The following is an 18,723-nucleotide window of genomic DNA, read 5'->3' on the forward strand; positions in this document are numbered from 1 at the left end:
GATAATATGGTAATGTGTTGATTACAGAATTAGGAATACCCTTCACTAACTTTTTTTCACCTTTATCCTTTGTAACTTTATCCTTTAATCCCTTTATCTTTTCTTTAAACTTTTCCCGATAACTATCGGGACTTTAGCCTTGAACTCATGAAAACATACGGCATCATTGGTAATCCACTTGGACACTCATTTTCTAAACAATACTTTACTGATAAGTTCCAGAAAGAAGTTATTGATGCTCAGTTTTTAAATTTCGAGATCCTTAGCATTGAAAAGATCCTTGATGTGATTCAGGATAACCCAAGCTTACTGGGTCTATGTGTTACCATTCCTTATAAAGAGGAAGTTATGGCCTATCTGGATGAGATTGATCCACTAGCCAAAGAAATTGGAGCTGTCAATTCGATACAGATTCGCAGAAAAAATGGGAAAACCTACCTGAAAGGCTATAATACTGACATCTTTGGATTCGGTGAATCATTAGCTGACTTTATTGATGGTCAAAAACTAAGTGCACTCATATTGGGTACAGGAGGTGCGTCAAAAGCCGTTGCGACTGCGCTAAAAAATCAAAATATCGATTATAAATCTGTTTCTCGCAGGAGAAGTGATACGTCGATCTCTTATGAGGACCTAAATGCGGAGATTATTTCAAATCACCGATTGATTATCAATTGCACCCCACTTGGAACCTCACCAAAAGTAGATGCTTGCCCAGATCTAGATTATTCAAGCATAAGTTCGAAGCATCTCCTTTACGATCTCGTATACAACCCATCTACGACTCTTTTCATGTCGAAAGGCACAGAACAAGGCGCTAAAGCACACAATGGTTTAAGAATGTTGCATTTACAAGCTGAGAAAAGCTGGGAAATTTGGAATTCTTAGATACAAGTAATCCACGAATCTCAGTTTTAGCCTGAAGAGATAAATATTTTGTTTAATTTGAATGCTTTATATAAATTCGAACTCATTAATGTTCGACCGCTTCCTACTATTACAGAATGAGGTAATTGAATACGAATACCCTAAATTCGACTAGATGCCAGACAACAACAAAAAAATACAAGAGCTCCTAAGAAAACAAGAATCACTTTGGAATAAACAAGAATCACTTTCAAATGAGATTAGCGAATTACGATATGAAATAATTCGCTTAAAGAATACCGAAGCAAAACCTCTGGCTGAAGAAAACAAGACTAGAATTTTGAATGAAACTATTCTTGATGATCTAAAAAATATAGCATCTCCAATAAAACAGGAAGAACAAAAGCTTGAAACTACAAGTCCAATAACTGTAACACCTCCTAAAGCAAAGAAGTCTCCAAAATCTAAATCAGATCTGGAAAGGTTTATTGGAGAAAATCTCATTAATAAAATCGGGATTGCAATTACGATTATTGGCGTATCAATTGGTGCAAAATACTCAATTGATAATGATCTAATTAGTCCTTTAACCAGAATTATATTAGGGTATTTGTCCGGTATCGGTTTATTGGGATTTGGAATAAAACTAAAGGAAAAATACGAAAGCTACAGCTCCGTTTTAGTAAGTGGAGCAATAGCAATCATGTACTTCATTACTTTTGCTGCATACAGTTATTATCAGCTCTTTCCTCAAACTTTTGCCTTTATTCTTATGCTCATCTTCACTGTATTCACAGTAGTTGCAGCTATTAATTACAATAGGCAAGTTATCGCACATATCGGTTTGGTTGGTGCTTATGCTGTTCCCTTTCTTCTTAGCGATGGTTCGGGTCAAGTTGCTGTTCTTTTCAGTTATATGGCTATTATAAACATAGGGGTTCTATTTATAGCTTTCAAAAAATATTGGAAACCACTATACTATGCGGCTTTCTCTTTAAGTTGGTTAATCTATTTCTCCTGGTTTGTGGGAGAATATTCCTACGATGAACATTTCGGTATTGGCAGTACATTTCTTCTTGTATTTTTTGCCACCTTTTACCTCATGTTCCTTGCATACAAAGTTTTCCGTAAGGAAGCTTTTCAGAAAACCAACAGCTCTCTACTTCTAAGTAATTCCTTTATTTTTTACGGTTTAGGATGTGCGATTTTAAGTAAAAACCATGAAGAATATCTTGGCCTTTTTACGCTGTGTAATGCAATTGCGCATAGCATCGTGAGCATTTTAATCTACAAAAGAAATCTTGCCGACAAAAACATTTTCCATCTGATATCTGGCTTGGTACTCATATTTATTACCATCACAATACCAGTGCAATTAGATGGTAACTGGGTTACTTTACTTTGGGTTAGTGAATCTGCTCTTTTGTTTTGGATTGGACGAACTAAAAAAGTTTCGATATACGAGCGACTATCCTATGCGATGATGTTTTTAGCTTTCGTAAGCATTATGCAAGATTGGACAGAGATGTACAATTCATATCATGTTTCCGACCCTTTATCTAGAATTACACCTGTCCTTAATGTGTACTTTCTAGGCGCTGTGCTGTTTGTTATTTCGTTCGGTTTTATTAATCGTATCAATTACAATCCAAAATACCCATCACAAATCATATCAAAAAAATTCTTAACCAAATTGGTATCCTATTTGGTACCATCTATCTTAATTTTCACCTTATACTTTTCGGTAAGAATGGAGATTGATACCTATTGGAAACAACTATTTACTGATTCTGCCATTTCCGTTCAAGCAGAAGGTCAAAACTTTGAAAGCATATTTAAAAACTTTGATATCAAGAACTTTCAAACGATATGGGTTTTGAACTATTCCCTCTTGTTTTTTTCTCTGCTTTCATTTTTTAACATCAAAAAACTCCAAAACAAAAAAATCGATTATGCATGTGTTGGATTTATCACTTTGTCAGTGATTTTATTCTTAACACAGGGACTTTATTCTGTAAGCGAATTAAGAGAGACTTATCTTGGGAATGAACAATCAGAATATTTTCATCATGGCATTTATAATCTTGCAATACGATACATTTCAATGGTTTTTGCTGCATTCGCTTTAAGTGTATTGTATGTACAAATCAAACAGAGATTAAATACTAATACATTTAAGCTTGGGTTTGAATATTTACTATTCACTTCTATTTTATGGATGCTAAGTAGCGAATTATTAAACTGGATGGACATTACGGATTCTGCCCAATCTTATAAACTGGGATTGAGTATTCTTTGGGGCTCCTATTCTTTACTGCTAATTGCTTTTGGTATCTGGAAGAGCAAACAACATTTACGAATTGGAGCCATTGGATTATTTGGAATTACACTGATCAAACTATTCTTTTACGATATCTCACACTTGAGTACAATCGCTAAAACCATTGTATTTGTTTCACTTGGAATCTTACTTTTAATTATTTCATTTCTGTACAATAAATACAAAAGCAATATTTCAGAGGAAGCTGATATTGAGATAAATTAAAATGAATTAAGAATCGGAAGATCCTAAGCATACAAAACCCGAATTCATGAAAACTAGAATCTGTATATACCTATTACTTTTAGTCTGCGCCAATACTTTTGGACAGACTAAAGACTTCAATTACCAAAGAGAGATTATTGGCGTAACAGATCAGTGGCATAAATTGGACTTACCAAACGACATTTTTGCTCAAGTTTCTTCAGACTTCTCAGATATCAGAATAATTGGCATCTCGTCTCAAAGAGATACAATTGAGGCTCCTTATTTAATTCGGGCAAGTAAAGAAACGGTTAAGGATAAGAATATTGATTTTAAATTATTGAATCAATCTCACAATAAAAGTGGGTATTATTATTCTTTCAAGGTTCCAACAAAAGATGAAATCAATCGAATTCAATTAGATTTTCAGCAGGATAATTTCGATTGGATCGTATCTCTGGAAGGAAGCCAAAATCAAAAGGATTGGTACACCATAATTGAAGATTACCGAATTCTATCGATTAAAAATGAGCATACAAATTATCAACATTCACAACTTAACTTTCCCAATAGCAAATTTCCATATTTCAAAGTGCATATTACAAGTACCGAGAAACCTGTATTGCAAAATGCGAAGATATCTCGTAAAGAAGTCATTAATGGGAAATTGAGAAAATACCAAATCAGCAAACTAGACATACAGCAAAATAAAAAGAGGAAAGCAACTGAAATTAATATTGATTTGGGTTCTCCCGTTCTAGTAAGTGAATTGAAAATAAAGATAGAGAAGTCGTATGACTATTATCGACCTATTAGTATTCGCTATTTAAATGACAGTATAAAAACAGAAAAAGCTTGGAAACGCAATTACAGAACGATCACTTCTGGAACCTTAACATCACTGGAACAAAACAAATTCAAGTTTAAGAGTATTAAAGCTCAACATTTCAAAGTTATCATTTTAAATCACGATAATGAAGCTCTAAATGTAAGTGGTATTGAAGTAAGCGGATACATCTGGCAACTACTTGCTCGTTTTAAGGATAGTGCGTCTTATTGGCTTACCTACGGTAATTCTAATGCAAGAAAACCAAATTACGACATCTCTCGTTTCGCAAATAAAATCCCAAAGAAGATAAGTGTGCTTACATTAGGCGAAGAACAAATAATCAAGAAGAAATCAAAAACTTCTAAAGAAGCCTTATTCATGAATGAAAAGTGGCTATGGGGAATAATTGGTATCGTAATACTCCTTTTAGCTTGGTTCACTTTAAAAATGATGAGTAAAACAGCAGAAGAGTAGAAATATTAGCCATGAGTTCGCAAACCATTTCTAGCTGCCCGATCAACAAGAGTAAAAAAGAGATCAATTTTATTTTTGAGAGATGAACTTTTATGTCCTTTAACTTTTACAATCTGGCAGTTCAACAAGTCTGTAATTCTATAAAACTCTTTATACAATACATGATTATCGATTAGTCGCCCATTCTTTGAAATGTACTTGTTCTTCTCTAATCGCAACCTCCTATCAGACAAACCAACAATATTTTGAGAGTCAGTATAAACAATCACCCGCTTCTTACTCTTTTCAAGTTTCGCGAGTGTGTCTAATAAAATCTGCAATTCTAACTTTGTAGATGAAGTATCTTCAAATTGCTTCAATTGTACCAGTTCTTTAGCTTCGTCAGGAGATATTGCTAAATCCTCTACTATTAAAGAAGCTCCAAAACCTATTCTTGATTGAGTATTTACGCTTCCATCTGTAAACAAGTAGATTTCATCAGGCATCTTCCAGTTTTAAGCCTTGGGGATATTCAATAGTACAAAGGAATAGCCCATGACCAGGAACCGAAGAACCAGCGTTGCATCTGTTCATACTTTCAATAACCTGACGAAAACCAGCCATATCCATTTTGCCACGACCAACTTCAACCAAAGTACCTACAATAGCTCTAACCATATTTCTTAAAAAACGATTAGCACTTACGGTGAATACCAACTCACCACCTCTATCTTCCCACTCGGCCTTAAAGATTTTACAAATATTCGTTTTAGCGTCGGTGTGAAGCTTACTAAAACTTGTAAAATCATCATATTCAAAAAGTAATTTTGCAGCCTCATTCATTTTCTCAACATCAAGATCACGGTCCATATGCCAATGAGAATTGGAACGAAAAGGATTCTTATTTCTAGTTATAAAATATTGGTATGTTCGCGCTAAGGCATCAAAACGAGTATGTGCTTCTGGTTTAACCGGAAACATTGAATCAACAGCAATATCATAAGGCAAAAAGCGATTCAACCTAAATACAAGTTTCTCCTTTTCAACATCTCGTGCTTCTGCGACATCAAAATGAGCCATAAAATCACTGGCATGAACACCTGTATCTGTTCTACCACAGCCTACAACGTTGATCTCTTGGTTAAGAACAGTGCTTAAAGCCTTATTCAACACTTCCTGAACGGTAATAGCATTGGGCTGTATTTGCCAACCATGATAATTGGTTCCCTTATAAGAAAGTTGTAAAAAATATCGCTGAGTCAAAACTGATGTGTGTTTGTGATTAGTCCTTAATTAGACACAAAAATAGCAATTCCGGAGAGATTACCGAAATCAAAATTGAATAGATATAAAAGACGTTTACATATACTTAAGCCACATTGGGACATAAAAAATCGCACTAGCTAATGGATTTATAAACTCCTATAAAACAGGATTTGAGTGCCCATCTGGTCAAGTTTCCCCCGTGTCCTAAAACAACCCTAAGGTTGGGGCCTGCTTTTGCAGACGTGTAGCTTTCTCGGTAACTTGTAAGTGTTGAGTTTAACAATCGATAACTAATGCGATTATGCTATTATCTTATATGTAAAGAACGTTCGTTTATATTTGCAAAGTAAGTGTTTTTTTCTGTGTTTACAAGGCTCACAGACGAAATTACTCTATTTTTAATAAAGCTTTTAAGAGTCAACTTAAAATCTTATCTTTATTAAATGTGTAGTAATAAAATGAAGATCATTGAGATAAACTAAGTCCACCCTCCCAATCTAATCCCTAATAAAGAGTTACATTTTCCGATATTTTCATACTTTTGCCAGCAAATAAAAGAAAATGCACGAAACGCCCTTCATAGATATACATACGCACCATTCCTATTATAAGGAAGGTGTATTATCTATGGTCAATTATTTTCCTGAACAGATCAAACTTGAAGATTATTCTGACAAATACATTTCAGTGGGCCTGCATCCTTGGCATCTTAATAAGGATAGTGCAGACGAAGATCTTGATTTTATTAAAACAATTGCTTCAATTGACAAGGTATTAGCCATTGGAGAAATTGGTTTAGATAGAACGATATCGACTCCTTTGAATATACAAGAGGAATTTTTCGCAAAACAGATTGCAATAGCGGAAAGTCTCAAAAAGCCCATTATCATTCACTGTGTGAGATGCTTTCCTGAATTGATTTCAATTAAAAATAAAATTAAAGCTTCTACCCCTTGGTTGATTCACGGTTTTAGAAACACGATTCAGATTGCAAACAATCTACTAAAACAGGACTGTTATATTTCCTTTGGAGAAGCCTTGTTATTCGATAAGAAGATTCAAAATGTATTTGTAGAAATACCAATAAATCGAGTATTCCTGGAAACGGATGAGAGTGAACATTCTATTATTGATATATATAATAAAGCAGCTCAATTAAAGAGCATACAATTAGAAGAACTAAAAAAGGACCTTTTTGAGACTTACAAATGCGTATTTCAGTCAGAGTAATAGTCTGAAATACCATCAACTCGTAAGATTTACTTATATTTTTTGAAGATAGATGAATACAGAATGGTTGAGCAGAACGGAACTGCTTCTCGGAGAAGATAGATTAGAGCAAGTTAAAAATGCTCATGTATTAGTAGTTGGACTTGGTGGCGTTGGAGCTTATGCAGCAGAACTACTATGTCGTGCAGGAGTTGGTCAAATGACCATCGTTGATGGCGATGATATTGAAGCATCGAATATTAATAGACAAATGCCAGCCACAACACAAACCTTAGGTAAAAATAAAGTCGATGTAATGGCAGATAGGTTATTGGATATTAATCCAGATCTAAAACTAAAAGTCATTAATGAATACTTGCGAGAAGATCGCATGATAGCGGTCTTGGATGAAAACCATTACGATTATGTGGTAGATGCCATTGATACACTTGCTCCAAAATTATTTTTAATTTTCCATAGTCTCAAGAACAACTACAAAATTGTGAGCTCGATGGGTGCTGGAGGAAAAATGGATCCAAGCCAAATTCAGGTCAAAGATATTTCTAAATCCTACAATTGCAGGTTGGCGAGAATGCTTAGAAAGAAACTGCATCAAATAGGCGTTCGCAAAGGTGTAAAAGTTGTTTTTTCACCTGAAGATGTCGATAAAAAAGCTGTGGTACTGGTTGACAGTCAAAATAAAAGATCGAACGTGGGTACAATCTCATATATGCCTCCAATATTCGGTTGTTATATTGCTTCGGTCGTATTACGCGATTTAGCGGAGACAAACGAAAAAATTGCATAATAAAATTAAGCCCATTCATTTTTAACGATTGGGCTTTTTATTTTTGATAATATTCATGAGATTTTTTTAAAAACATCTTTTTAAAATTCACTTAAGCTCACTTTTTATTATCTTCGAGATATCAATAAACAATACAAAATCTAAGCCGATCTAATATGCAAGTTTATTATGATATACTCTCATCTCCAATAGGAGATTTACTTCTTATTGCCCAGGAATTCGCCTTAAAAAAAATTATATTTCAAGCTAAAGATAAAGCTCATGAGATTTATCCTGAATGGATCGAAGGATCTGATTTACTCGAACACACTAAATATGAACTTAAGGCCTACTTTAACGGACAGCTTAAAGAATTTACGGTAAACGTAAATCCACATGGCACACCTTTCCAAAAACAGATTTGGAAAGAAGTGATAGCTATTCCATACGGGAATGTCTGTTCATACCAGGATGTCGCCAATAATATAGATCATTCCTCAGCATGTAGGGCTGTGGGAAGAGCCAATTCTCAAAACCCAATTCCCATTATCATTCCCTGCCATAGGGTGATAGGGAAAAGTGGTAAGCTAACGGGTTATGCTGGTGGTTTAGACAGAAAACAAAGTCTATTAAAACTTGAAGGGATTGAGACAGAGGAGAATCCAAATCAATACAAACTCTTTTGATTAACAATGGCATTTTCCTTATTCACATATTAGTCCAAAAGTCTGAATAAGACTTCGCTTTTTCATTATTTTATTTGATAAATTGGCTAAAAACAATACCTTGCGGGCTGTTTAATGCAAAACAAAAAAAATACTTGTTATATTGCATAACGCATATCAAAAAAACAAAAATAAATGACCAATAAAACTGCACACACATTCCACATTCCTGTTATGGGAACGGGATACACTGTGAACACACCATTGCAAGTAGCTCAGTATGGTATTTCATCAGTTGTTTCCATTGTGGATGATATTCTTCTTGAGAATCTGCGTGAATTTTATAGCGAACAACTAAGTTTGCCTTTCCAACCTATATCCAGCAAAACGATGGATTGCAGAGCAGAAAGAATTACCGCATACCTTAACCTTATGGATAAAATGGTTAAGGATAAATTCGAAGAAGTCAAAGATTCAATAGTAGAGAAGGGTAAGGAATTTGAGAAATATATGGATCTTCTTCCTGATGTCTCTTCTCTAAAAAAAGAAATTCAAGACAAAGTAAACAATAACCATTACCTTAAGGATATTAAGACTTGGTTAAACGAAAATTTACCACTTGGGAACATTGATGTAAACATCATGACTAAGGTAGATAAGGACAATTACTTTGAGGGTGAACAATTACCATCGGAATATAACGATGCTCATGCTGCACTAAGAGGTTTTGCCAATAGTACACTTGAATCGTCAGTCGTATTATCTGCTGGAATGAATCCTCGCTTATATGGCTACTTGGAGCAATTCGATGATTTTTATCCAAACGAAGACGGCTATATTAAAAAGAAAGTGGTTCTTAAAGTAAGTGATTTCCGTTCGGCACTTATTCAAGGAAAATTTTTAGCTAAAAAAGGGATCTGGGTTTCAGAATACAGAATTGAATCAGGTCTTAACTGTGGTGGCCATGCTTTTGCTACCGATGGTTCATTAATGGGACCAATTCTTGAAGAGTTTAAAAACAATAAATCAGAATTAAGCGCAGATACAAGTGAGCTACTATACTCTGCACTCCAAGCAAAAAATCGTCCTGTTCCAGAAGGAAAACTAGAGCTTACTATCACCGCTCAAGGTGGTGTTGGCACATCAGAGGAACATGATTTTCTGATGGATTATTATGGTATCAGCTCTGTGGGTTGGGGTACGCCTTTCCTATTAGTTCCTGAAGTTTGTGATGTTGATAAAACAACACTAAAAACACTTTCGGAAGCTAAAGAAGAGGATTTATACCTAAGTCATTCGTCACCTTTAGGTGTTCGTTTCAATAATTTGAAAGGAAATACCCGTGATAAGGAAGAAGTAGAAATGACCAAGGCTGGTAAACTTGGCAGTGCCTGTACCAAGCGTCTTTTGGTTTCCAACAAAGAATATACCGACAAAGCGATCTGTACAGCATCAAGACAATATCAAAATCTGAAAATTGAGGATCTTAAATCACAGAATTTGAGTGAAGAGGCATACGAGATTGAGATTGAGAAGATGAGTCAAAAAACTTGTCTTTGTAAAGGTTTATCTGCGGCATCTTATCTTGTAAATAATCTGGAAACAACGACTGATGGTTCTGGCGTTGCTATTTGTCCAGGTCCAAATATGGCTTACTTTTCGGAGACTGCTACATTCAAGCAAATGGTCGATCATATTTATGGTCGCTTCAATTTGATTAAACGTACCGATCGTCCTAATATGTTTGCCAATGAGTTGAATATCTATATCGACTACTTGAAAGAACAGATTGCAGATCTAAAGGATCCAGATAAGAAGAGTGTTCGTAAGCTTGAAAAGTTCAAAAACAACCTTCTTGGAGGAATTGAATATTACCATTCTTTATCGGATAAGGTAAAAGGTCAGTATGATCAATTTAAAGATCAGATACAAAAAGATATGACAAAATTAGAAATGGAACTTAAACAAATTAACATCCTTAATTAACTTTATTATTAAAAAAATCCCCTTTAAACACTAGTTTAAAGGGGATTTTTTGTGAGCTATACTTCCTTACTTCTTAATACCAACCATTTTTTCTAACATATCAGTTGTCACTGATTTTGGTCGTTCAAGCGGATAACCTAAAGCCCTGTCCCAAATAATATTGGCACAAATACCAATTGATCGTCCAATACCAAATAGAACGGTATAAAAATCGTAATCTTTTACGCCATAATGCCACTGAATAACACCCGACTGTGCATCGACATTAGGCCATGGATTCTTAGCTTTACCATGCTCCAGAAGAATTGGAGGAACAACCTTATAAAGCAAATCAGCATATTTAAAGATTGGATCATCTGGTAGATGCTTCTTAGAAAATTCACGTTGCAACATATAACGCGGATCCGTCTTACGCAATACGGCGTGACCGAAACCAGGAATTACCTGACCTGAATTCAAGGTATCCCATACAAACTGTTTCATTTCATCTTCAGTTGGCAGCTTATTATCCATCTTGTCCATTACATCCTGTAACCAACGCAACACTTCCTGATTGGCTAATCCGTGAAGTGGTCCTGCTAAACCGTTAATCATAGCAGAAATTGAAAGGTAAATATCAGATAATGAACTAGCAACCAAGTGACCTGTATGTGCACTTACATTACCACTCTCATGATCGGAATGAATAATAAAATGCAGACGAGAGACATCATCGTAAGGCTTATCTATACCCATCATATGTGCAAAATCTGCTCCCATATCCAAATTCGGATCAGATTGGATTCTGTCTCCTTTTCGATACAGCTTATTATAAATATATGCGGCAATTTCTGGTAGCTTTGCTAACAAATTCAAAGCATCTTCGTAAGTTGCTTCCCAGTAATCTTTCTTATTAAGTCCAGCCTTATATTGACGGTTAAAAGCAGATTCGCGATTCAAGGTTAAAATGGCAGTTGAAAAAATTGCCATTGGGTGACTTGATGCAGGGAAAGAGTCAATCACATCGTAAACGTAACGTGGTACAATACGACGCTTATTAAATTGTTCAACCACCTGCATCACTTCATCTTCATTTGGGAAATCTCCCGTTAAAAGCAAATAAAACAAGCCTTCAACGAAAGGCATTTCTGCCCCCTTAGCCTTAGGTAGATTTTTTATGACTTCGTCAAGCGTATAGCCACGGTAACGAATCCCTTCTTCCGGATCGAGGTAAGATATATCAGTAACAAGAGATTTGATACCTCTCATACCTCCTATTATTTGTGCTACAGTAACACTATCTACCTGAACATCACCAAATTCCTTTAAAAGACGTTCTGTTCTCGGTCGATGCTCATCAATTTTTTTTGATAATTTTAGTTTTAAGGTCTCTCTCATATGGCTAGTGTAGTTAGAATGTTATTGTTTAAATTGATTTTATGTTTTTTAAGTATTTTTGGATATCTCCTTTTATAAATACCCATTTTACTAATTGTTTTGTTTACGAATAAGGTTTAATGCGCTTCCTGCTTTAAACCATCCTATTTGCGCTTCATTATACGTATGGCAGGCTTCAATTTTGTCTTGACTTCCATCTTCGTGCTTCAATACAAGAGTCAAATTTTTCCCTGGCTTAAAATCTTTCAATCCTAAAACATCAACTTCATCTTTCTCTTGAATTTTATCGTAATCCGCTTTATTAGCGAATGTTAAACCAAGAACGCCTTGCTTTTTCAGATTCGTTTCATGAATTCGAGCAAAAGATCGAACTAAAACAACTTTTACACCCAAATGGCGTGGCTCCATAGCGGCATGCTCACGAGAAGAACCTTCTCCATAATTTTCATCACCGACAACAAAACTGGCTAAACCTTTTGCTTTGATTGCACGAGCTGTTGCAGGCACTTCTTCATACTTTTCAGATACTGGGTTGAAAATAGAGTTGCTTTCGTCATTAAAATAATTGATGGCACCAATCAGCATATTGTTAGAAATATTATCGAGGTGACCACGGAAACGCAACCAAGGACCAGCCATTGAAATATGGTCAGTCGTACATTTTCCCTTAGCCTTAATTAAAAGTTTAAGTCCCATGTAATCGTCACCGTCCCAAGCTTTAAATGGAGCTAATAACTGTAAACGTTCCGACATCTTATTAACCACAATATTCACAGCACTCCCATCAGCTTGAGGTGCCAGATAACCTGCATCCTTCACATCAAAACCATGTGGTGGTAATTCGTAACCTTGTGGTTCATCCAATCGCACTTCTACACCATCTTCGTTGATTAGCGTGTCTGTCATTGGATTAAAAGTTAAATCTCCGGCAATAGCCATGGCTGTCACCAATTCTGGCGAAGCTACAAAGCCGTGTGTATTAGGATTACCATCGTTACGCTTGGCAAAATTTCTATTAAATGAGGTTATAATTGAATTCTTACGTGTTGGATCATCAGAATGACGTTTCCACTGTCCGATACATGGTCCACAAGCATTCGACATGATGACACCACCAATATTCTCAAATTCATTTAGGATACCATCTCTTTCAGTTGTATATCGAACCATCTCAGATCCTGGCGTTACAATAAACTCAGATTTTGCTTTCAGGTTTTTATCTTTAGCCTGCTTGGCTAGTGAAGCTGCTCTGGATAAATCTTCGTATGACGAGTTGGTACATGAACCAATAAGTCCAACTTCCAATTTTTGTGGGTAACCGTTCTTCCTAACAGCATCAGCAAATTCAGACAGTGGGTGTGCTAAATCTGGTGTAAATGGGCCATTAATAAATGGCTCTAATTCTGAAAGATTAATCTCGATAAGTTCATCGTAATATTTCTCAGGGTTTAAAGTCACCTCTTCATCAGCACGCAAGTGTGGCATAATATTATCAGCCAATTCAGCAATTTCTTCACGTCCTGTGTGACGTAAATAAGTGCTCATGTTTTTATCGTAAGAAAAGATAGACGTTGTTGCGCCAATCTCAGCACCCATATTACAAATGGTTGCTTTACCCGTACAAGATAAAGCATCAGCACCATCTCCAAAATATTCTACAATAGCGCCAGTCCCACCTTTTACAGTCAGAATACCTGCAACCTTTAGAATCACATCCTTAGACGACGCCCAACCGCTTAGTCTTCCTGTAAGCTTCACACCAATCAGCTTAGGCATTTTAAGCTCCCAAGCCATTCCTGCCATCACATCTACAGCATCAGCCCCTCCAACACCAATAGCAACCATTCCAAGGCCACCGGCATTTACCGTGTGAGAATCGGTTCCAATCATCATCCCACCAGGAAAAGCATAGTTCTCTAAAACAACTTGATGAATAATACCCGCTCCTGGTTTCCAAAAACCAATACCATATTTATCTGATACAGATTGTAAGAAATTATAAACTTCATTATTTTGTAATAAAGCCTCCTTTAAATCGTCGTCAGCACCTACCGAAGCTTGAATCAAGTGATCGCAATGCACTGTAGAAGGAACTGCCACTTTCGATTTTCCAGCATTCATAAATTGGAGTAATGCCATTTGTGCCGTCGCATCCTGCATGGCAACACGATCTGGAGCAAAGTTCACATAAGCATCTCCTCTTTTAAATTCCTGCAAAGAATCATTATCGAATAAATGCGAATACAAAATCTTCTCACTAAGCGTAAGAGGTCTTGCTAAATTCTTTCGAGCAGCCTCAATTCGGGCTGGCATATTTTTGTAAACAGATTTAATCAATTCGAGGTCAAAAAGCATGTTCTAAAATTTTGGTTTGATATTGATATATAAAAAGAGGTATTCTCCTTTTGAGGTTATTTTTTTCGAGTTCCTAAAGTAATAAAAAAACTCATAAATCAGACATAAAGATCTTCTTTTATTTAGTTCTAAATCCTTGCTTTTGCTTGCTTTCAACACAAATCGGACTCCTTAAGCATTTAGATATCTAAATATACTAAAAGCAGGTAAATAATTCAATTCTATGGGATATAATTAAGAACTAATGGGTTGTGGATTAGCTAGTCTACATAAATCAGCTATTATGATTTATGTTTGTCTGCTCTAGAATTGCCTATGTATCTTTGATTTGAGACGATTGAAAAAATCTTATAAAAGAAAATTTTGAAGAGAAAAATAATTGATGAAGAGATAGTGAAATTATTCTCTAATTAGGGTAATTGGAGGCGAATCTCTTTAAATAGACGAAAATTATCAAACACAAACTAATCAAATAATAAAAAAGCTCATCAGAATCAATCTGATGAGCTTTCAAGTAAAATAAATGATGGCCTTATAAAGCAAGTTACTTGCCTTTCGTACCAAATTCAACAACTTCCAAGTCTTTAATTTGCTTACCATCTATAGTAAAACGAATCAAAGTTTGTACTTGATGAAAACCTTGCAAACCTGCTGCTCCCGGATTAATGTGCAACAGATTAAGATCCTTGTCGAACATCACCTTAAGGATATGAGAATGACCTGAAATAAAAAGCTGAGGTGGGTTCCTCTTAATCTCTTCACGTACATTTATGTCATAACGTTTGGGATAACCACCAATATGGGTCATCCACACATCAACCTCTTCGCATTTGAACCTTTGATTCAGAGGATGCACTTGGCGAACATCCTGCCCATCGGCATTGCCGTAAACAGCTTTCAGTGGCAATAGTTCTGCCAATCGATCAGCCGTTTCAATATTACCAATATCTCCAGCATGCCAAATTTCATCACAAGCTTCTATATGTTTGAATATTTTATCATCTAAATGCGAATGCGTATCAGAAAGTAAAGCAATCCTCTTCATGTTTATCTCTATTTTTAGCTTAATGTCTTTTTCAGAAAGCTAAAAATAGATGAAATAATGTTCACACAGCTCAGTAAAGTCAACAATATCGGTAAATTGAGCATTTTTGATTCTAAAACAGGATTGAATTGACTATTTTCATTGAGAGCAAACTTTAAAATCCACTAAAAATGCTTAGTTTTGCATGCTTTTTTATATAGAACAAATAAGCCCTTTGATGTTTGTGATTCGACATATATTATACGTTCAATCACTCTCAATTTTAAGTTTCAAGTAGAAAGAAAACACAATTAGCTATGGCTTTTATAGACGAAATAAAGAGAAGACGTACCTTTGGTATCATCTCTCACCCCGATGCAGGTAAAACAACACTAACCGAAAAACTTTTGTTATTTGGAGGTGCTATTCACGTAGCAGGTGCTGTGAAATCGAACAAAATTAAGAAGACTGCAACTTCTGACTTTATGGAAATTGAACGTCAGAGAGGTATCTCGGTTGCAACTTCGGTAATGGGATTTGAATACAAGGGTCACAAAATTAATATTTTGGACACACCCGGTCACCAGGATTTCGCTGAAGATACCTTTCGTACACTTACCGCTTGTGATTCGGTTATTATTGTAATCGACGTTGCCAAAGGGGTTGAGGCACAAACCAGAAAATTGATGAAGGTTTGTCGTATGAGAAAAACACCCGTTATTGTCTTCATTAACAAAATGGACCGTTCGGGTAAGGATGCTTTCGATTTGCTTGACGAGATTGAAGAAGAATTACAATTGAATGTAAACCCTTTAAGTTGGCCTATTAATATGGGACCTGATTTCAAAGGCGTGTATAATATCTACCACAAAAATTTAAGTTTATTTACACCTGCAACACAAACGATTCAGGACACCATTGAATTTACCGATATTGATAGTCCTGAATTAGAAGATCATATTGGTGAAGATGCAGCAATTCTTCGTGAAGAATTGGATTTGGTTTCAGGTGTTTATCCTGAATTCGATGTTCAAGACTATTTGAATGCTGAGATTGCACCTGTTTTCTTCGGTTCAGCCTTGAATAACTTTGGTGTACAAGAGTTACTTGATGTCTTTATCAAGATTGCGCCTTCACCTCTGCCTTGTCAGACTGTTGAGCGTATCATCGAGCCTACTGAAGAAAAATTCTCTGGTTTTGTATTTAAGATTCACGCGAATATGGATCCGAACCACCGCGACAGAATTGCCTTTGTGAAGATTGTATCGGGTACCTTTAAACGAAACACGCCCTATTTGCATGTTCGTAATGGTAAGAAAATAAAATTCTCAAGTCCAACGGCTTTTATGGCAGAGAAAAAATCAATTGTTGAAGAGGCTTTCCCTGGTGATATTATTGGTCTGCATGATACAGGAAACTTCAAAATTGGTGATACCTTAACTGAAGGTGAAAAAATCAACTTCAAAGGAATTCCTTCATTCTCTCCTGAATTGTTTAAGTATATTGAGAATGCCGATCCAATGAAATCGAAACAGCTTGCAAAAGGTGTCGATCAGCTTATGGACGAAGGTGTGGCACAGCTATTCACCTCTCAATTCAATGGTCGTAAGGTTATTGGTACAGTTGGAGCACTTCAGTTTGAAGTTATCGAATACCGTCTTCTACACGAGTATAGCGCATCATGTCGTTGGGAACATATCAACCTTCACAAAGCTTGCTGGATTAAGTCGAACGACGATGAAGAGTTGAAAGAGTTTAAGAAAGCCAAATACCAGTTTATTGCCAAGGATAAACAAGGCAGAGATGTATTCTTAGCCGATTCGGGTTATATGTTGCAAATGGCACAAGCGAATTATAAGAATTTGGAATTCCATTTCACTTCGGAATTTTAACAAACTAGGTTAAAGGATAATCCCGATTCTCGGGACCAGCAGAGCTGGAGCCTCGGGAGGAGAGAAAAGGTTGAAGTTAGATATGATGTCTTTTTGACTCTTGGACTTTTTAGACTTTGGGACCTTTTGGACCTTTAGGACTTTTAGACCTTTGGACTTTTTAACTATTACGACTTTTAAAACATTACAATTATGTCTTTAGATAAAGGATTAAGCTTCACTCAGGAAATTACGGTTGAAGAAAGCAATACAGCCATTGCACATGGATCAGGCAGCCTTCCTGTTTTTGCAACACCAGCAATGGTGGCATTCATGGAAAACACCGCTGTAAAATGCATCGCAAATGATTTAGATAAAGGTCTTGATACAGTTGGTATTCAGATTAACACAAAGCATATTAAAGCAACAAAAGTTGGTAAGAAAGTAACTTTTACGGCTAAACTAACTGAGGTTGATGGTAAAAAATTGACTTTCGAAATTGATGCAGCTGATGAAGATGGCCCTATTGGTTCATCACTACATAAGCGCTACATTATCGATCCTATCAAATTTATGGAAAGAGCCTAACTTTCTGTAGACTGTTAGACTGTTAGACTGTTAGACTGTTACAAAAACATAAAAAAGCCCATTCGGATATATTCTGAATGGGCTTTTTTATGGCATCACTAATAATATAACATTTGTTCAGGATGTGAGAAAGCACATAATAAAGCCCAACACTTTTTAATTAAGTATTGGGCTTTATATTTCTAATTATTACACAAATCAAAGACTTGCGGTAGATGGAAGAAATCCCATTTTTGTCAACCCATTATTCAAATTGTAAGTAGAATAAAAATAAACAAGAAAAACACACCTATAAAAATACTTATCATTCCATATGAAATACTATTCATTGGATCCTCTGTATATGGTCCATCCCATAATTCTTTAAAACTTTTTAATTTCTTTTGGGTAAAAGCCCATTGTATTAATTGAAATAAATATCTCATTAACACTCCTATAAATTCAAAAATATAAGATCCAAAAGATATATTCTATCTATTTGTAACTCATAGGAAGCTTACTCTTCCGTCTTTATAATACCATGTTTTGTGTCCTAATATTATATCTTACAGCTATTCCTGATTTTGAATTTTACTATTAATCAGACTTCCTGAAAGTATATAAATACACTTTACCCTTCTTTATCAATTTAAGTGTATCAGATTTTGTTGGTTTGATAATTGAATCACCTATTTGAGCAACATTTTCAAAAGATTTAGACGTATCGAAAGATTTTATAGGATAAAACCTGTAGCTTTTATCGTTACTATTAATCGATATTTTAATTCCATCCCTACTAGAATAAATTTCAATTAGTTTGCCTTGTAAATTACTTTCATAAAACAATTGCCTTCTATTTTTAAATATCAACTCAGTAATTACAACGTATACCACAACGAATATAAGTGCAATAATTATGTATTTGATTTTCGTATTTTTCATT

Annotated in this window: 15 protein-coding genes; 9 read left to right on the forward strand and 6 right to left on the reverse strand. The window is 35.4% G+C overall.

Features of this window, described 5'->3' with window-relative positions:
• Positions 1-147 precede the first annotated feature (147 nt).
• The 3 genes from ACXR6G_RS07250 to ACXR6G_RS07260 all read left to right on the forward strand — a co-directional run bounded on the left by ACXR6G_RS07250 (position 148) and on the right by ACXR6G_RS07260 (position 4,694).
• Complete coding sequence (locus tag ACXR6G_RS07250) at positions 148-888, forward strand: shikimate dehydrogenase family protein (protein ID WP_458360747.1); 741 nt, start codon at positions 148-150, stop codon at positions 886-888.
• Positions 889-1,042: 154 nt separating this feature from the next.
• On the forward strand, positions 1,043-3,412 hold the full coding sequence (locus ACXR6G_RS07255; RefSeq protein WP_458360748.1) for a DUF2339 domain-containing protein: 2,370 nt from the start codon (positions 1,043-1,045) through the stop codon (positions 3,410-3,412).
• A gap of 46 nt (positions 3,413-3,458) precedes the next feature.
• Positions 3,459-4,694, forward strand: a complete 1,236-nt coding sequence (locus ACXR6G_RS07260; protein WP_458360749.1) for a DUF3999 family protein — start codon at positions 3,459-3,461, stop codon at positions 4,692-4,694.
• A gap of 5 nt (positions 4,695-4,699) precedes the next feature.
• Here the strand turns inward: ACXR6G_RS07260 and ACXR6G_RS07265 are convergent, their stop codons facing one another.
• Together ACXR6G_RS07265 and truA are read right to left on the reverse strand one after the other, a co-directional pair.
• On the reverse strand, positions 4,700-5,179 hold the full coding sequence (locus tag ACXR6G_RS07265) for an RNase H family protein (RefSeq protein ID WP_458360750.1): 480 nt from the start codon (positions 5,177-5,179) through the stop codon (positions 4,700-4,702).
• A complete protein-coding gene (gene truA / locus ACXR6G_RS07270; RefSeq protein WP_458360751.1) occupies positions 5,172-5,936 on the reverse strand; it encodes a tRNA pseudouridine(38-40) synthase TruA in 765 nt (254 codons plus the stop codon). Before truA ends, ACXR6G_RS07265 begins: the two co-directional genes overlap by 8 nt.
• Positions 5,937-6,500: 564 nt before the next feature.
• Here truA and ACXR6G_RS07275 point away from each other — a divergent pair.
• The 4 genes from ACXR6G_RS07275 (at position 6,501) to ACXR6G_RS07290 (ending at position 10,586) form a co-directional block, all read left to right on the forward strand.
• Positions 6,501-7,169 (forward strand): TatD family hydrolase, encoded by a 669-nt coding sequence (locus ACXR6G_RS07275; protein WP_458360752.1) that lies wholly within the window; start codon positions 6,501-6,503, stop codon positions 7,167-7,169.
• A 67-nt stretch (positions 7,170-7,236) separates the two neighbouring features.
• Positions 7,237-7,956 (forward strand): tRNA threonylcarbamoyladenosine dehydratase, encoded by a 720-nt coding sequence (locus ACXR6G_RS07280; RefSeq protein WP_458360753.1) that lies wholly within the window; start codon positions 7,237-7,239, stop codon positions 7,954-7,956.
• A gap of 155 nt (positions 7,957-8,111) precedes the next feature.
• The gene (locus ACXR6G_RS07285; protein WP_458360754.1) at positions 8,112-8,621 is read left to right on the forward strand and encodes a methylated-DNA--[protein]-cysteine S-methyltransferase; all 510 of its coding nucleotides are present in this window, start codon (positions 8,112-8,114) and stop codon (positions 8,619-8,621) included.
• Between the two features lie 174 nt (positions 8,622-8,795).
• The gene (locus ACXR6G_RS07290; RefSeq protein ID WP_458360755.1) at positions 8,796-10,586 is read left to right on the forward strand and encodes a hypothetical protein; all 1,791 of its coding nucleotides are present in this window, start codon (positions 8,796-8,798) and stop codon (positions 10,584-10,586) included.
• A 66-nt stretch (positions 10,587-10,652) separates the two neighbouring features.
• On the opposite strand, the gene ACXR6G_RS07295 is transcribed toward ACXR6G_RS07290, so the two are convergent.
• The 3 genes from ACXR6G_RS07295 to ACXR6G_RS07305 all read right to left on the reverse strand — a co-directional run bounded on the left by ACXR6G_RS07295 (position 10,653) and on the right by ACXR6G_RS07305 (position 15,363).
• Complete coding sequence (locus ACXR6G_RS07295; protein ID WP_458360756.1) at positions 10,653-11,963, reverse strand: citrate (Si)-synthase; 1,311 nt, start codon at positions 11,961-11,963, stop codon at positions 10,653-10,655.
• A 90-nt stretch (positions 11,964-12,053) separates the two neighbouring features.
• On the reverse strand, positions 12,054-14,318 hold the full coding sequence (locus ACXR6G_RS07300) for an aconitate hydratase (protein ID WP_458360757.1): 2,265 nt from the start codon (positions 14,316-14,318) through the stop codon (positions 12,054-12,056).
• Between the two features lie 544 nt (positions 14,319-14,862).
• Positions 14,863-15,363, reverse strand: coding sequence for a metallophosphoesterase family protein (locus ACXR6G_RS07305; RefSeq protein ID WP_458360758.1), 501 nt, complete (start codon positions 15,361-15,363; stop codon positions 14,863-14,865).
• 296 nt (positions 15,364-15,659) lie between these two features.
• Here ACXR6G_RS07305 and ACXR6G_RS07310 point away from each other — a divergent pair, with 296 nt between their 5' ends.
• Positions 15,660-17,234: a peptide chain release factor 3 gene (locus tag ACXR6G_RS07310; protein WP_458360759.1), complete on the forward strand. Its 1,575-nt coding sequence runs from the start codon at positions 15,660-15,662 to the stop codon at positions 17,232-17,234.
• Between the two features lie 192 nt (positions 17,235-17,426).
• Positions 17,427-17,801, forward strand: a complete 375-nt coding sequence (locus tag ACXR6G_RS07315) for a thioesterase family protein (protein WP_458360760.1) — start codon at positions 17,427-17,429, stop codon at positions 17,799-17,801.
• Positions 17,802-18,377: 576 nt separating this feature from the next.
• On the opposite strand, the gene ACXR6G_RS07320 is transcribed toward ACXR6G_RS07315, so the two are convergent.
• Positions 18,378-18,722 carry a hypothetical protein gene (locus tag ACXR6G_RS07320; RefSeq protein ID WP_458360761.1) on the reverse strand — a complete coding sequence of 115 codons (345 nt, stop codon included), beginning with the start codon at positions 18,720-18,722 and terminating at the stop codon, positions 18,378-18,380.
• Position 18,723: the final 1 nt, after the last annotated feature.

This window comes from Ancylomarina sp. YFZ004 (assembly GCF_054254355.1).

Coding starts and splice junctions, on each gene's coding strand:
- ACXR6G_RS07250 (WP_458360747.1), top strand. CDS start 148: ATGAAAACATACGGCATCATTGGTAATCCACTTGGACACTCATTTTCT.
- ACXR6G_RS07255 (WP_458360748.1), top strand. CDS start 1,043: ATGCCAGACAACAACAAAAAAATACAAGAGCTCCTAAGAAAACAAGAA.
- ACXR6G_RS07260 (WP_458360749.1), top strand. CDS start 3,459: ATGAAAACTAGAATCTGTATATACCTATTACTTTTAGTCTGCGCCAAT.
- ACXR6G_RS07265 (WP_458360750.1), bottom strand. CDS start 5,179: ATGCCTGATGAAATCTACTTGTTTACAGATGGAAGCGTAAATACTCAA.
- ACXR6G_RS07275 (WP_458360752.1), top strand. CDS start 6,501: ATGCACGAAACGCCCTTCATAGATATACATACGCACCATTCCTATTAT.
- ACXR6G_RS07285 (WP_458360754.1), top strand. CDS start 8,112: ATGCAAGTTTATTATGATATACTCTCATCTCCAATAGGAGATTTACTT.
- ACXR6G_RS07290 (WP_458360755.1), top strand. CDS start 8,796: ATGACCAATAAAACTGCACACACATTCCACATTCCTGTTATGGGAACG.
- ACXR6G_RS07295 (WP_458360756.1), bottom strand. CDS start 11,963: ATGAGAGAGACCTTAAAACTAAAATTATCAAAAAAAATTGATGAGCAT.
- ACXR6G_RS07300 (WP_458360757.1), bottom strand. CDS start 14,318: ATGCTTTTTGACCTCGAATTGATTAAATCTGTTTACAAAAATATGCCA.
- ACXR6G_RS07305 (WP_458360758.1), bottom strand. CDS start 15,363: ATGAAGAGGATTGCTTTACTTTCTGATACGCATTCGCATTTAGATGAT.
- ACXR6G_RS07310 (WP_458360759.1), top strand. CDS start 15,660: ATGGCTTTTATAGACGAAATAAAGAGAAGACGTACCTTTGGTATCATC.
- ACXR6G_RS07315 (WP_458360760.1), top strand. CDS start 17,427: ATGTCTTTAGATAAAGGATTAAGCTTCACTCAGGAAATTACGGTTGAA.
- ACXR6G_RS07320 (WP_458360761.1), bottom strand. CDS start 18,722: ATGAAAAATACGAAAATCAAATACATAATTATTGCACTTATATTCGTT.